Origin of the sequence: Spiroplasma culicicola AES-1, from assembly GCF_000565175.1 — a bacterium.
Lineage (GTDB): Bacteria > Bacillota_I > Bacilli_A > Mycoplasmatales > Mycoplasmataceae > Spiroplasma_A > Spiroplasma_A culicicola.
Genome location: NZ_CP006681.1, coordinates 975,824 through 990,916, shown reverse-complemented (window position 1 = coordinate 990,916; position 15,093 = coordinate 975,824). Strand labels below are relative to the sequence as shown.

15 protein-coding genes are annotated in these 15,093 nt (G+C 25.4%); 12 read left to right on the top strand and 3 right to left on the bottom strand.

The annotated features are described in order from the left end of the window. Positions 1–19: 19 nt before the first annotated feature. The 6 genes from SCULI_RS04550 to SCULI_RS04525 all read left to right on the top strand — a co-directional run bounded on the left by SCULI_RS04550 (position 20) and on the right by SCULI_RS04525 (position 4,707). The gene (locus SCULI_RS04550; RefSeq protein ID WP_025363456.1) at positions 20–1,027 is read left to right on the top strand and encodes a hypothetical protein; all 1,008 of its coding nucleotides are present in this window, start codon (positions 20–22) and stop codon (positions 1,025–1,027) included. 17 nt (positions 1,028–1,044) lie between these two features. Continuing rightward, the gene (locus SCULI_RS04545; RefSeq protein ID WP_025363455.1) at positions 1,045–1,773 is read left to right on the top strand and encodes a hypothetical protein; all 729 of its coding nucleotides are present in this window, start codon (positions 1,045–1,047) and stop codon (positions 1,771–1,773) included. Positions 1,774–1,861: 88 nt separating this feature from the next. Beyond that, positions 1,862–2,212, top strand: coding sequence for a hypothetical protein (locus SCULI_RS04540; protein WP_038648135.1), 351 nt, complete (start codon positions 1,862–1,864; stop codon positions 2,210–2,212). An 18-nt stretch (positions 2,213–2,230) separates the two neighbouring features. After that, positions 2,231–2,728: a hypothetical protein gene (locus SCULI_RS04535; RefSeq protein WP_148294472.1), complete on the top strand. Its 498-nt coding sequence runs from the start codon at positions 2,231–2,233 to the stop codon at positions 2,726–2,728. 1 nt (position 2,729) lies between these two features. Further along, positions 2,730–3,974 (top strand): tyrosine--tRNA ligase, encoded by a 1,245-nt coding sequence (gene tyrS, locus SCULI_RS04530; protein WP_025363454.1) that lies wholly within the window; start codon positions 2,730–2,732, stop codon positions 3,972–3,974. Between the two features lie 10 nt (positions 3,975–3,984). Continuing rightward, on the top strand, positions 3,985–4,707 hold the full coding sequence (locus SCULI_RS04525; RefSeq protein ID WP_025363453.1) for a hypothetical protein: 723 nt from the start codon (positions 3,985–3,987) through the stop codon (positions 4,705–4,707). Between the two features lie 12 nt (positions 4,708–4,719). On the opposite strand, the gene SCULI_RS04520 is transcribed toward SCULI_RS04525, so the two are convergent. Next, positions 4,720–5,460: a DUF3800 domain-containing protein gene (locus SCULI_RS04520; RefSeq protein WP_025363452.1), complete on the bottom strand. Its 741-nt coding sequence runs from the start codon at positions 5,458–5,460 to the stop codon at positions 4,720–4,722. A 159-nt stretch (positions 5,461–5,619) separates the two neighbouring features. On the opposite strand from SCULI_RS04520, the gene pgsA reads away from it, so the two are divergent. The 3 genes from pgsA to SCULI_RS04505 all read left to right on the top strand — a co-directional run bounded on the left by pgsA (position 5,620) and on the right by SCULI_RS04505 (position 10,106). After that, a complete protein-coding gene (pgsA, locus tag SCULI_RS04515; protein WP_025363451.1) occupies positions 5,620–6,297 on the top strand; it encodes a CDP-diacylglycerol--glycerol-3-phosphate 3-phosphatidyltransferase in 678 nt (225 codons plus the stop codon). Further along, complete coding sequence (locus SCULI_RS04510) at positions 6,290–7,093, top strand: SDR family NAD(P)-dependent oxidoreductase (RefSeq protein WP_025363450.1); 804 nt, start codon at positions 6,290–6,292, stop codon at positions 7,091–7,093. Before pgsA ends, SCULI_RS04510 begins: the two co-directional genes overlap by 8 nt. A 133-nt stretch (positions 7,094–7,226) precedes the next feature. After that, on the top strand, positions 7,227–10,106 hold the full coding sequence (locus SCULI_RS04505; RefSeq protein ID WP_025363449.1) for an ABC transporter permease family protein: 2,880 nt from the start codon (positions 7,227–7,229) through the stop codon (positions 10,104–10,106). Positions 10,107–10,128: 22 nt separating this feature from the next. Here the strand turns inward: SCULI_RS04505 and SCULI_RS04500 are convergent, their stop codons facing one another. Beyond that, positions 10,129–10,803 carry a hypothetical protein gene (locus tag SCULI_RS04500; RefSeq protein WP_025363448.1) on the bottom strand — a complete coding sequence of 225 codons (675 nt, stop codon included), beginning with the start codon at positions 10,801–10,803 and terminating at the stop codon, positions 10,129–10,131. Between the two features lie 144 nt (positions 10,804–10,947). After that, positions 10,948–11,565, bottom strand: coding sequence for a 30S ribosomal protein S4 (gene rpsD, locus SCULI_RS04495; protein ID WP_025363447.1), 618 nt, complete (start codon positions 11,563–11,565; stop codon positions 10,948–10,950). Positions 11,566–11,846: 281 nt separating this feature from the next. Here rpsD and SCULI_RS04490 point away from each other — a divergent pair, with 281 nt between their 5' ends. From SCULI_RS04490 to SCULI_RS04480, 3 genes are read left to right on the top strand one after another with little or no spacing between them, the layout of a single operon-like run. Then, positions 11,847–13,610: a septation ring formation regulator EzrA gene (locus SCULI_RS04490; RefSeq protein ID WP_025363446.1), complete on the top strand. Its 1,764-nt coding sequence runs from the start codon at positions 11,847–11,849 to the stop codon at positions 13,608–13,610. A gap of 1 nt (position 13,611) precedes the next feature. Continuing rightward, on the top strand, positions 13,612–14,811 hold the full coding sequence (gene thiI / locus SCULI_RS04485; protein ID WP_025363445.1) for a tRNA uracil 4-sulfurtransferase ThiI: 1,200 nt from the start codon (positions 13,612–13,614) through the stop codon (positions 14,809–14,811). Further along, positions 14,786–15,079 carry a hypothetical protein gene (locus SCULI_RS04480; protein WP_025363444.1) on the top strand — a complete coding sequence of 98 codons (294 nt, stop codon included), beginning with the start codon at positions 14,786–14,788 and terminating at the stop codon, positions 15,077–15,079. The genes thiI and SCULI_RS04480 overlap by 26 nt, the downstream gene beginning before the upstream one ends. Positions 15,080–15,093: the final 14 nt, after the last annotated feature.

The following is a 15,093-nucleotide window of genomic DNA, read 5'->3' as shown; positions in this document are numbered from 1 at the left end:
GTTAGGGGGATTATTTTTTATGGCAGTTTTTAAAAAGAAATTTAAAACTAAAGAACGTAGTGATTTTCAGCGTCAAGAAGAAGATCGCGTTCCCAATCACTGAGCATATAATGATGATCCCATTTTAAATCTTGAACCAGTTTTTTCAGATTCACCTGATAAGCCTGCTCCAAGTATTGAACAAATTGCACGTGAATATTTACCTGAAATTGATGATTCAGCAACTACTCATGAAGTTAGCAATAAATTGCAAGAATTACGAGCTAGGATTGGCAAATCTGCAGAACCAGAAATTAAAGGTCCTTTGGGGTCAATAATAAGTGGGGCTAGACAAAAATCAACTATTTTACAAAATGAAATTTTGGAAAATGATCCAGTTATTGCAAAACTTGCAAAAATTGAAGAATTGAAAAGAACTGGTGGAGTTGATAGTAACTTATATACTGATTTGTCAAAGTCTGACAAGACTATGAGTTATGCTCAAAGAGCAAAAGAATTTCATAGTAAAAATATTACTAAAAAACATTTTGAAACAGAAATTCAAAGAAAATTACGTCTTTCAAGAGAAGCCCAAGAAAGACGTGAAAGTATGGCAAATTCACTTTCAACACCTGAAACTGAGTTAGAAAAAGCAAGACAAAAAGCACAAGATGCTCAAGAAAAACGTGAAGCTGATGAAGCAAATGTTTATCTTGCAAAAAAGAAAAAATCTGCAAAACTTGAAGAACTTGAATATACTATTAAAGATCGTATTATGGTTTTAAAAGATTTAAGAAGCCAAAAATTAGAAAAAGAAACTGAATTAAGCATTTTAGAAATAGAAACCAAAACATTTGTAGACGAAGCAGAGCGTGAACATTTCTTAGAAGATAAGTTAAAAGAAATTGAAATATTTATTAATAGTTCAAGAAATAAAGTAACACCAACTGATGATTCTATTTTAATACCAAGAAGAAGATCAACAAAAACAAGTAATACTAAAAGTAAAGAACCAGGATTAATAACTTCAAGAAGAAAAACAAAATAAAGAAATTAGGTGAAATTATGTCGCAATCAAAAGAGAATCAAAATTTATTAAGTGATCTTGCTAAAAAACGTCTTGATGAAATTAAAAGAAGTGAAGAATTGATGGGCAATAGTGCTGCAAGTCAGCAATACTTCATTCCAAAACGTAAAGATAATCAAGAAGTTGAAATTGTTAAAAAAACTGATGAAAGCATAATTAAACCAAGAAAACATAAAAATTTACCATTTAGTTCAGAAGAAAAAACAGAAATTCAAAAAACTTTTAGTGAAGTTAAAAGTGATTTAAAAGAAAAAGAAAAAGCTAATTCTAAATTGGAAAAACAATTAATTAAAGAAGGTTATAAAATTAGTAAAATGGTTAAAAAAACTACTAAGAAAATTAACCAGATGATTGAAAAAGATGTTGATCAAGAAGATATTGAAAAAACAATTGAACTTAAAGATAACTATGTAGATCAATTAAAAGAAATTCACGAAAACATTAAAGTTGTAAATAGTAATTATGATATAAATATGACTTTAAAAGATAGAAGAAAACAAATTTATAGTAATGCTTATAATGCAGAAACTGAAAGAGCACGAAAACTTATGGCTATGAGAGAAAAAGGTTATGATGGGGGATTTAATTGACAGAATCATGTTGAAGATTCAGAATTTGTTCAACCAGATAAAAATGCAGGTTTACAAGAAAGAAAAAAAACTCGTTCTTGAGAAGAAAGAATTAAAGATCATGAAGATGACCAATAAAATTGGTTATTTTTTATTTATTAAAATACTTAATTTTTAAGATATGCTATTGTATAATCAAAATGATTTAAAAAAGGGGACAAATACAATGTATAACATGAATTTACTTGCAAGTGATGGTTTGCAAACTACACAAACAGTTTTAATTATTATTCTATTAGTTTTAGCAATTTTATTAACACTGTATTCAATTATTACTTTAAGAAAAGTTGGAGTAGCTGCAAAGAAAGTCGATTATTTCTTTGAGGATTTAACATATAAATCAGAAATGTTAAATGCAACAGTTGATACAGTTGCAAGAGTATCAAATTATATTGATATTTTTGATGCCTTTGCAAAAAGAAATGTAAAATCATGAGTAAAAGTTGCAACTAAAAATAAAGATATTGTTTATAAAATGGTTGAAAAATTAAGAGATTTTGCAAACTCAGAAGACTAGAAGAAAGGAATTTTTATTATGTTTAAAATGGTAAAACTTGCTGGATGAGTACTTTTGGGTATGATGCTAGCTCCAAAAAAAGGTATTGAAATTAGAGCGGATTTTGTGGATTATTTAAAAAAATATCGTCCTCAAATTAAAAAGTTTATTTCAACAATTGATGAAGTATGAGAAAAATCACAAGGAAATGAAAGTGATGAAGTTATTGCAAGTATTGAAATGAAATTAGATAGTGTAAAACAAGCAAGTGATGAATTAGATGCAGCCAAAACTAAGGAAATGGCATATAAAGCATTACAAAAAATTGGTCAAATGTCAGTTAAAATTGGAAAAGAAGTTGCAAAATCAGATAATGTTAAAGCAATTGCCAAGGATTTAGCAGTAATAACTGTTGGAGTAATTGATAAAGCTGATGTTGTTTATTCACAAGTAAAAGATGTCTCAATTAATATGAGTGATGACATTCAAGTTCTAGGTGATTCAAAAAAAGCAGTAAAAATTAATAAGGAGAAATAATATGAAACACATTCTTGATGAATTAAAAGATCGCAGTCTTTTAAAGCAATTCACAAATGAAAATAAAATTAATTTGGCACAAGAAAGTGGAGCTGGAGTATATTGTGGATTTGACCCAACTGCAGATTCACTTCATATTGGACACTTAATTCAAATTATTAACTTAAAAAGATTTGGAGAATTTGGTTTTGCTCCAATTGCAATTATTGGTGGAGGAACTGGGATGATTGGAGATCCAAGTTTTAAAGCACAAGAAAGAAAATTATTAAGTTTAGATGAAGTGGATCAAAACGTTAAAGCAATTGCACATCAAATTAAAAAATTAGTACCTGATGTTGAAATTGTCAATAATGGTGAATGACTAAATACAATGTCACTAGTTGATTTTTTAAGAGATATTGGAAAAGATTTTAATTTAGCATATTTATTAGCAAAAGAAAATATTGCTTCAAGAATTGAAAAAGGTTTAAGTATTACTGAGTTTTCATACACAATGTTACAAGGTTATGACTTTTTTAAACTTTATACAAATAGTAATTGTCATGTTCAAATTGGGGGTTCAGACCAATGAGGAAATATTACAAGTGGAATTGATTACATTGCTTCTAAATTAGGAAGAGAAGAATCAAAAGCTTGTGGAATTACTATGAATTTACTGACAAAAAAAGATGGAGTTAAATTTGGAAAAACTGAATCTGGTGCAATTTGATTAGATGCATCAAAAACTAGTGAATATGAATTCTATCAATTTTTTGTAAATCAAGAAGATGAAGAGCTTGAAAAGTTATTTAATTTTTTAACAACTTTATCCATTGAAGAAATTAAAATAATTTTAGAAGAACATCAAAAAGAACCATTCAAAAGAGTGGGACAAAAAAAATTAGCCCAAGTTATTACAACTTGAGTTCATGGTGAAAGTGGTTATCAAAAAGCATTACAAGTAACAGAAGCATTCTTTAATGGTAATTTAAATCAATTAGAGCAAAGTGATTTAAAGGCAATTGCAAATGCATTGCCTCAATCACAAGCTCATTTATTAACAAATATAGTAGAGTTTTTAGTTCAATCAGCAATTGCTTCATCAAATCGTGAAGCAAGAGAATTAATTCGTGATAAAGCAATTACAATTATGAATAAAAATGATTTTACAGAAGAAGATTTAATAGATAAATCATTTATTTCATTTGACCAAACAATAATTGTTAAAAAGGGTAAACGTAAGTATTTTAGTGTAAAATGTAGTTAGGTGAATTAGGATGAATATATTGGGAATTTTTAAAAAAACATTTGAAGAAATTATTGAATACTATAACAATGAATGTCTACAAGAAAGAAAGATTTTTGATCAACAAATAAAAATTAATATTGATGTAAAAGAAATTAAAGAAATTGAATCAACAGAACAATTTAGTTTATTAATTGAAAAAGCCGAAACAATTATTAATAACTTAAGACAAGAAAATCAAGCGCAATTGGAAAATGAAAGTTTTGATGTAAAAATATTTGCAAAAAATGAAGTTATTTTATCTTCTGCAAATACAGCGATTGAAAGTTTGGCAGAAGCTTTCAAAAACGTTAACTTTTTATTAGCAGAAGGGCAAATTAATGAAAAATTTGCTTTAAGAAAAGTCTTATCAATTGCATTAAATCTAATTTCAAAATATGAACAACTTCCAAATCGTTTGAAAAAAAGTCAAGAATTATCAAATATTATGGACAAAGTAAAATTTATTACAAACCTTGAAAGTATTGATGAAATCCTAATTAAATCAAGAGAAATTTTAGTGGAACACAATAAAATTTTGAGTTTAGATCATTTTGTCAATTATGACGCTCTTGTAGAAGAGTATGGTTGAGTTCATGATGTTGTAAAATTATCAAAAGTAAACGCAGGAGTTATAGGATTATTGGTAAATGTTGAAGTATTTAACGATATTCTAAGCTTAAATGTTTATACAAACAAACAAAGAATGGTATAAAAAAATAATGCACTATTGTGCATTATTTTTTTGCTCACTTTCTTTTAATGTTTTAAAGTATGATTTTTTAAATGGATAATATATAGTCCCTTTTTTTAGTTTTTCTAGAATTGATTTATTAATTTTTGTTTGGTATAAATTATTTTTTTCACTATCTGGATTATTATAGAATGTATAAACAATGTGATCTAAAATATCAGCAAAACGAATAACATCAGTTAACTTACTTGATAGATAATAAGTTGTAATATTAAAAGGTTTTTCAATAAAATTAGTTTTTAACAAATTTTCTAACTGGTTTAAATCGGTTTTTTTAAGATTTCTTTCGTCCATTAAGATATAAATATCTTTACAATATTGATTAAAATCAAATAATTTAGAGTAGAAATTGATAATGTTGTTTACAAAAAAATCATAAGCTAACATTTCATTGACAGTAAAATGTTTATTTAATTCGTCTCGTGCAACAACTGAAAAAATTGGTCTAATTTGATCTCCAATTTCATCAAAAATATTATTAATAAATTCAACACAAGCCATATCATTTGACTTGTTACCTTTAAGTTCATAATCTTTTGGTATATTATATTTAAGCTTGATTTCGTTTTCAATTCTTCTAATTGTTGATTTTACAAGGTCTTTATCACTGTACATAAATCCACCAACAATAAAGTAATTACCAACATCATTTAAATTTAATTTTCCACTTTCATCAAGGGCCATATAAAGCTTATCTGAAATAAACTTATCCAACTTAACTCACGCTCGCTCCCCAACTCAATGAATTTATAATATCATAAAATCAAGATTTTTTTCATATACAATTTAAAGTGCTTTATAGTGGTGTAAAATAATTATATTGAGATAATTTTTGATATTTATATCAAAATAATAAAAAGGAGAAAATTAATTATGAACTGAGCAAATCGTATTACAATGATCAGAATAATTTTAATTCCAGTTATTGTTACATTAATGCTTTTATACAACTTTAATGGTGCAGCTCCATTCTTTAATGTTTTTACAGCAGCAATTGAAGTGGGCAATTATCATTTACCATATACATATTTGATAGCTGGTATTTTATTTATTATTGCAAGTTTAACAGATATGTTAGATGGATATATTGCTAGAAAATATAACCAAGTTACAACATTTGGTAAATTCTTTGATTCAATCGCAGATAAATTATTAACAAATGGAGTTTTAGTAATTTTTGCAGCAGCAGGGATTGTTCCTGTTTGAATGGCAGTTGTTTTAATTTGTCGCGATTTTCTAATTGATGTTGTGCGCCAAATTTTGGCAACAGCAACTGTTGTCATGGCTGCAAACCAATTAGGAAGATTTAGAGCAGCATTTGAAATGTTAGGATTAACTATTTTATTCTTTGTTGGATTTAGAATGTTTGATGGGGGATTATTTGGAGGAACTGGTACATATGACGAATATGGATGAATTAATCAAGTCATTATGATTCCAATGTACATTGCAACAGTGCTATCAATTTTAGCTGCTATTAACTATATTTGATTAAATAGAAAAGTTTTATTTGATATGACTAACAAAAAAAAGGAAGCAAATAATGGCTAAAATTAAAATTGCACCTGATAGATATGCACTTGTAACTGGAGCAAGTAAAGGTTTAGGTTATGCATACTGTGTTGAATTATTAAAATTGGGTTATAACGTCATTGGGGTTGCTCGTGATTGTTCAAGTTTAGAAGCTTTAAAAGAGCAATATCCAAATCAAAAAATTGAAAATTGAAATATGGATATGAGCATTATTGAAAATAATCATAATTTATTTGAAAAAGCTAAACGTTTTGATGTTGATTTAATAATCAATAATGCTGGTTATGGAGTTTGGGGATATTTTGCAGAGAGTGATTTAGATCAAGAAATGAATATGATTGATTTAAATATAAAGTCACTGCATATTTTAACTAAATTATTTGTCCAAGAATTTCAAAAAAAAGGTTATGGACGTGTTTTAAATATTGGTTCAATGGCTGCATTTACTCCAGCTCCTGTTTTTGCTTCTTATTATGCTTCAAAGGCATATGTATGAAGTTTAGGAGTTGCAATAAATACTGAATTGAAAAAAACTAAGTCAAAAGTAAGAGTAATTACTTTATGTCCTGGTCCTTTAAAGACCGAATTTTGAAATAGAAGTAGTAACCAAAAAGATGCAAAATACAAATCAACAGTTAAAGTAATGAAAACTAGTGTTTATGCTAGAAAGAGTTTAAAAGCTGGTATTAAATCAAAGAAAAAGAATTATATTATTACAGGTAATTCAAATAAAATGGTCAAGAGTTTAACAAAATGGGCTCCTCAATCAATAGTCTTGAATTCTGTATATAACTATCAAAGAAAAAGAAAATAATTAATTAAATTAAAAAACTTGTATGAATAATTTCATTAAACATATTCTGTCAAATATAGAATATGTTTTTTAATTTTAATAGTTGATACAAACCATAAATTATTTATGATTTAATATATCTATGGTTTGAATGATGAAAGTGAATTTAACTGCAAAATTTAAACAGTTATGAAAATTAACAATGCCGTTTTATTTTTTTATAACTGTTTCTTTTGCATTGCTAATTGGTTTATTTTCATTTGTAAGCAATATTTCTTCTGAAGTAAAAAGTGTTTGAGAACAAGGACACTTCAGAAATATTGAATGAAGAGGTACTAGATTTTCACAAGAACAGAAAGAAAACCATTGACAACTAAGACCAACAAGTAATGAACATAATTTTATATTTGAATATATAAATAATTTAGTTGAATCTAATGATGAAGATATTTATGAATTTATAGAAGAAGTTGGTTCAAATTCTGGAATGATTACTCCAAAAATAATCAATTTATTTCCAAATATTTCTGCGAAGTTATTAAATGTACAAGAGTTAAACTTAATAAAATATAATAATAATCTTTTAGATGCTCTTATGATAGAAGAAATTAATCAACATTTTCCTGAAAACACTAATATTTTTTCTGCAAGATTAGTTGCACATAAAGTTAATGATTTAAATCAAAATAAGTTAAAATTTTTTATTTCTCCAACATCAAATAAAAATGATCCATTTTACACACAGCAAAATAATGATAGTGATTTTCATATTTTAAGTAAAATTAAAGATCAACAAATTGAAGATTTAGAAAATAATTATATTTTTATTTCTCCTTCTGATTTAAAGGAACTTAATTTAAATATTGGAGATAAATATTTCTTTTCTAGTATGGGTCAACTTATAGAAACAACAATTGCTGGAACAGCCACATCCAAAACAACTATTGCCAAAGAACAAAATACAAATCATATTTTTGCTCCAATTGATTTTTTATTAAAAAATAATTTAATTGAAAGCATTACTTATGGAATATATTTACAACAAGCAGCTGATGATTATAAAGCTGCAAGTGACTATTTTAATAACTTTTTAAATAATTATTTCATCAATGATAATTTAGATTTATATGTTGGAAATTATATTTATGATGCTAATAAGGCACCATATTTTACAATGTATAAAAATCCTTTAATGATATTTCAAATAATAGCATATGCAATATCTATTTTAGTTTTTAGTTTGATCTTAATATCATATTTATGAATCTCACTTTATTCTATTCACAAACAAAAAGAAATTTTATGAACTTTAAAAGCAAATGGAACTAGTAATTGAATTTTGGCTTTTTCACAAATGTTAGGAGATTTGGTACCTCAATTTGTAGCTTTTATTTTTGCAGTTCCTTTAAGCATTATCATTTATAAAATATTTTGATCTGTTGGGGCAAATCAATACATTTTTGATTTATCAAATAAGTTTGTTAATTTATTTGCATTTTTAATTAATTTTGCATTTTTATTTTTCATTATGTCAATGTATTTAATTGTAAACTTCTTTGTAATTTCTAAAAGATTAAGAATTAATAATCCCAAAATTCATATTTCTAAATTTTATAAACTATTTAAAAGTTTACATATAAGTTCAAAAAAAAGAATAAATTTATCAATCAGTTGGCCAAATATAGGCAAAGCGCTTATATCTGGAATAATCATGTTAATCACTTTTTGAACAATTAGTTTTGGAATATTGTTTACTTCTAGTTTATATAATAGTGCTCTAGAATCTCAAAAATATATGGCTCCATATAAAAATGCATCAGGACAATTAATTGAAAATGATACTTCTTTTAAAGTTGAAACTCCAGATGAATATAGTTATTTAGATTTTTATTTATTAAAACAAGCAATAGATGAAAATAATCAAAATGCATTATTTGAATTTATTAAATATCTTCAACCTTTAAATCCATTGGAATATAAAATTTCAAGTGAAGACATTGCTTGACTTTCAAATGTAGATATTCCAGAACAATTGCAAATAGTTAAAAATATTCAAAATAAATTAAATGTTAGCTTGTGAACTTTAAAAAATCAATATAAGAAAGATATTTATCCAGAATTTTATTTTAAATATTATCCACATCTTGAATTCGCATCAAGTTTAAATTTAGAATTTAAAAATGAAATTATATTTAATTTTGTTTTATTAGATACAAATCAAGATATTTTTAAAGATATTCACCTTATAGATAATGAAGTAATTCTTACTACAGAAACACATTTTCAATTTAGTAAGTGAAATCATTTGCAAAATGATACATTAACTTTGGAATTAAAAGATAAAAAAATGACTTTTAAAGTTAAAGGTGTAAATCAAAATTTGCAAGATAAATATTATATTTATGCAAATAAAGATTACTTTATTAAAAAATATTTTGATGATAGAAAAATGTATGATAATACTTTTTATTTAAAAGAAAGTGAGCCTTTAATTACAGAAATGTTAGTGTTTCAAACTATCGATGAAGATAATAAAGGCACTTCATTTAGTGATTACATTGATTTACAAAATTTAGGTATTTCTGATATGAATATTTTTATTTCAGATTACCAAAAAATTAGTGAATTTATATTTGAAAGAGGTTCAAATTTTAGCAATATTGGAATATATACAAGTTATATCTTGATTCTAATTTCATTTATTTTAATTGCTCTTTTAGTTACATTAACAATAATCTCAAATTATGAACTTATTAGATATCTAAAGCAAATGGGATATAATTCAAAATACATTTGTCGTTACATTTCATTTAGTTATATATTTGCGACATTTATAGCTTTAAACTTAATGTATGTTACTATTGGCTTAATAACAAAGCAAATCGCCTTGTTGCTATCTAACCTAATTGGAATTAATTTAAATATTTATTATGATTTATGAACTTTTATGATTCCATTGATAATTTTTGTATTATTTTCTGTATTGATTTTTTATTCACTAAAGATTTTTTATAAAAAAATAAAAATTATATAAAAAAAGCAGCAAATGCTGCTTTTTAAGCAATTCTTGGTATTTCAATATCATAGTTTTCAAGTGTAACTCTATAGTATAAACCATTACTTCATTTTGTGGCTTTAACTCTGCATTCTTTAGTTTTTCAAACTATTTTCAAATTACTTTTATCTGAATTTCATGAAGTACTAAAATTATGCTTTAAAGCTGCCCATTCACCTCAATTATAATTATTGCCTTCTTTATTATAATTATTGCCATTATTTAAAATATCATAAATTGATATTCTTTCAATAGTTTCTGGTCAACCAGCAACTTTATTATGAGCTGGTTGACCAGCTTGGGTTTGAAATACTATATATACGTTATTAAGTACATTTAAATTGTATTGATTTTTTGCAATCTTATAATTTCCACCAAGCAAAGTGAAATCAATGTTAAATTCAAGAAATGTATGATTTTTTTGTTGATATGAATTATTTTTAATAACTTTTGAAAATACCTTTGAATAATTTGTATCCAAATTTGTGTAAGCTCAATATGGAATATTTGGATCATTATCGGCATTTTCTCATGCACCTGAATAGGCAAAACTAGATGAGATTATATCTCGAAATAGTATGTTGTAATCTATCTTATTAATGACATAAGCTTGAATAGGCAAAACTACAGGTCCAATCAGATTAATGCTTGTTAAAACTGTTAGTATTTTTTTCATTTTATTCTCCTTTTTATAATTATATTTAAAATGTAGAATATTTTTTAAAAAAATTTCTATTTTTTTGTTTATTTTTGGAAAAATGAGTCACTTAATAGATTAAAAAAACTCGTATGAAATTATTCATACGAGTTTTTTTGTTTATTATTTAATTAAACGGTTGTATCATTCAACGATTAACGCTTCATTGATTTCTTGGTTTAATTCTTTTCTTTCTGGTAATCTTACAAAAGTACCTTCAAATTTAGCTTTATCAAATTTTACAAATTCAACTGTTGCTGCGTTTGATGCTAATGCTTCAACGATTTTATCGTTTTTTTGCATTTTATCTTTAACAGCAATTATTTCACCTGGTTTCACAATGTATGAAGGAATGTCTAATTTTTGACCATTAACTAAAATGTGACCGTGTGAAACTAATTGTCTTGCACCTTGTCTTGTTAATGCTAATCCCATTCTGTAAACAATGTTGTCTAATCTTGATTCTAACATTTGTAAGAAGTTTGTACCTGTAATCCCTGAAATTTTCTTAGCTTTTGCATAAGTATTTCTAAATTGTCTTTCAGTTAGACCATACATGAATTTAACTTTTTGTTTTTCTTGCATTTGTTGTCCATAACCTGATAATTTAGTTCTTCTAGCTCCGTGTTGTCCTGGAGCTGTTGTTCTTTTTTTACCTTTAGAAAACTCTTTTCCTGTTTCTAAAATTGAGAAACCATATCTTCTAGCTTTCTTAAAAGTAGATCCTGTATATCTTGACATAATCTATTCTCCTATATTTTAATTGATATTATTATGTGGAAAATCTAAAAACGGATGAACCCTAATAAAGGAAGTCTATAATTCGCCCTTATCTGCAAGGGTTACTATTTAAAGAACAATAGACTAATTATTTTATTATGTTCATTTGCAGATTAACCAAGAATAATTATATATGTTTTTTGACAATTTGTACAAGAAAATTTCTCAAAAACTAGATGTATATAAAATCTTTAATTTTAATGATGTGCTATAATAAATTTGTTTTATAGGGGTAAATAAAGATGCTGTATGCTTGAGATTTAAATACATTGTTTTCAAATCCAGTGACACTAATTTGTTTTAGTGTTTTTTGTGTTGCTTTATTTATTGCTATTTTGATTTTAATTTTTATCAATATTTATAAACATATTATTCAAACATTTGCAAAAACAATTGATTTATTTGATGCAATTCAAAAATCACCATTAAAAGAATTAATTAAAAGAGTTTCAATTATCTCAGAAGATTCAGGAACTTTAATAACTGAATTTAGTGTTTGAAGAACTAAATTTGAAATTTTATATGAAAAACAATTAATTTGAGCAATGCAAGAATTGGCCACTTTATTAAAAGATAAAAAAAATTCTCGTCCTACCATTAAAAATCTAAAGAAAATCAATGTTCTTTTTAAAAGAGCAACAGATATTAATTCAACAATTCATGATATTTTAACTCAAATTATTTCATCAATTGAAATTGAATTTATTCAAAGAGACTTTATAACTTATCAAAGAGAATTATTTACAGAACTTAAAAAAGAAGTGACTATTTTAGAATTACTTGGTTTAGATTTTGACAAACTTAAGCTAGAAGGTATCATCTCAAACATAGAAGAAATTTTTGTTGAATTCTTTAGTAATTTAGAACAAGGAAAATATAAAGAAAGTTGAAATTCATTAACAAAAGTAGATGCTGCTTTACGTTTTTTAATCGAATTATTAGATTCAATTCCCCATATTATCTCTGTGATATCAACTTTTATTCCAGAACAATTAATTGATATTAAAAATAAACATGTTACATTTAGTAACGATAGAACAAAACTTAGTCGAAATGCTGAAAAATTTGCAATATTAGAAAGAAATATTGATAAATTAAGACTAGGTGTTGATACTGAAATTAGAAAACTACAATACAAAAAAGCTCAAAGAATTTTAAATCAAGCCTTTGATTTAATTAATAATTTTAGAGATTCAGTTGAACATGATGATAAATTAAAAGATTACTTTGAAAATAATATTGATGATATTAGAACATACTTTGATAATATTGATGCTGCTTTTAGATCAATTGAAAGAGCTGCCAAAAATATGGATTTTATTAATAACTCTACAAATCAAGAAAAAACTTCTTTTGAAATTGCTCGTGCAAATTACTTTAGACATAAAGCAAAATCAGATGCTATTTTTTCAAAAATAGATTTAAATATCTCTACAAATCAAGATTTAGATCTTGCATCTTTAAAAGAAGAATTATTGGTTTCTTTAAAAGAGGCTGTCAATGATATTGATGCTTTAGATAAAGTCTCAAGAATTTTTGATAAAAATGCTACAAATACAGAATCATTAATTAACCAAGTTATTTTTGTACAAACTTTACTAAATCAATGTGAAGTTAAAATTAATCAATATAAGTCAATTGCCGAGTTAGACCGTTTTATTACTCCAATCCAAGAATTGCATAATAATCTTGGAAAATTTACACGTGAATCAATTAGTAAAATTACTTCTGTTGATACTTCAAATCAAGTGGCAAAACAAGTTGGTGCATATTCAGATCAAGCATGAAATATTTTAAGAGATTTAACTGATTTAATCTTTTTAGATTATATTTCACAAGAAATTATTATTTATTTAGAAAGATATGTAGGAGTCATTGGCCAAATTGAAGATTTAATCGTAACGTGTGAAACTTTATTCCAAGAAAGAAAACTTGAAAATCTAATTGGTTATTCAATTCCAATTTTAGCGCGAATAAAAGCTACTAAAAAAATGAAAGGTGTATAAGATGAAAAAAATATTAGTTAGATATGGAGAATTAACTTTAAAGGGAAATAATAAAAATGTTTTTATAGCTAAGTTAATTCAAAATATTAAATTTAAATTAAAGCCTTATAAAGAAAAAGTTGAATATATTAAAGATTATAATAGTTTAACTTTAGCAGTTGATGAATCAGTATTAGATGAAGTAATTGAAATTTTGAAAAATATCTTTGGAATTTATTCAATATCATTAGTTGATGTTGTTGAAAAAGATGAGAAAAGAATTTTGGCCAAAACTTTAGAAATTGCCAAAAGTTTTACTCCTTCAAGTTTTAAAGTTGAAGTTGAAAGAAAAGATAAAGGTTTTGCAATGAGTTCTGTTGATTTAAAAACAAGTATTGCTGGCAATATTTTAAGAAATACAGATCATTTAAAAGTTGATGTCCATAAACCTGATAATAAAATTACTGTTGTTATTAAAAGCGATGGTGCCTATATTTTTACTGCAAGAATTAATGCTGCTAAAGGGCTACCAGTTGGAGTTAGTGGTAAAGGGATTTCACTTCTAAGTGGAGGAATTGATTCTCCAGTTGCTAGTTATTTAACTTTAAAACGTGGAATGCAAGTGGATTTTTTACATTTTATGACACCTCCACATACAACGCCTGAAGCTTTAGATAAAGTATTTACTTTAGCAAAAAAACTTGAAAGGTTTAACATGTCTAACTTTAGTTTATATGTTTGCGATTTTTCAATGATTCTAAGAGAATTAATGCATATTAAAGAAGAGTCATATCGTATTACTTTAATGAGAAGAATTTTTATGAGAATTGCAAATGCTTTGGCACAAGAAATTAATGCTAAAGCAATTATTACTGGAGAAAGTTTGGGCCAAGTTGCTTCTCAAACAATTGAATCAATTAATGTTATTAATGAAACTTCAAAGTTGCCAATTTTAAGACCAGTTTTAACTTATGATAAAGAAGAAATTATTGAAATTGCTAAAAAAATTGATACTTTTGAAACTTCAATTTTGCCTTTTGATGATGTATGTTCATTGTATGTACCAAAAAAACCTGTTACAAAACCAAAATCGTTTGTAGCACAAGAACAAGAAAAAGATTTAATGTTAGATGAAATGATAGATTATTGTTTGAAAAATAACATTCAAAAATTTATTTATAGAGATGGTGAGTTAATTGAAAAACAAGAAGAAAAAAATTAAGGGTGAAAACAAATTTGGTGTATTTAATGGCTCTGTTATAAATTCAGATACTTTAGCATATGACCAAGAATTTGTTGTTGAAGAATATAGCGATGATTCTTTAACAATTTCAGAAATTGATAAAGCAAGTTTAGCATCTAAAAGAGAACTTAAAAATGATGTTAAAGTAAAATCTAAAAGAAAATTTAATACATTAATTTTTAAAATAATTGCATATGTAATTGTTCTGTTAATTATTGTAGGAATTATTGTATTTATTTCTATATAATTTAAGTAGAAATC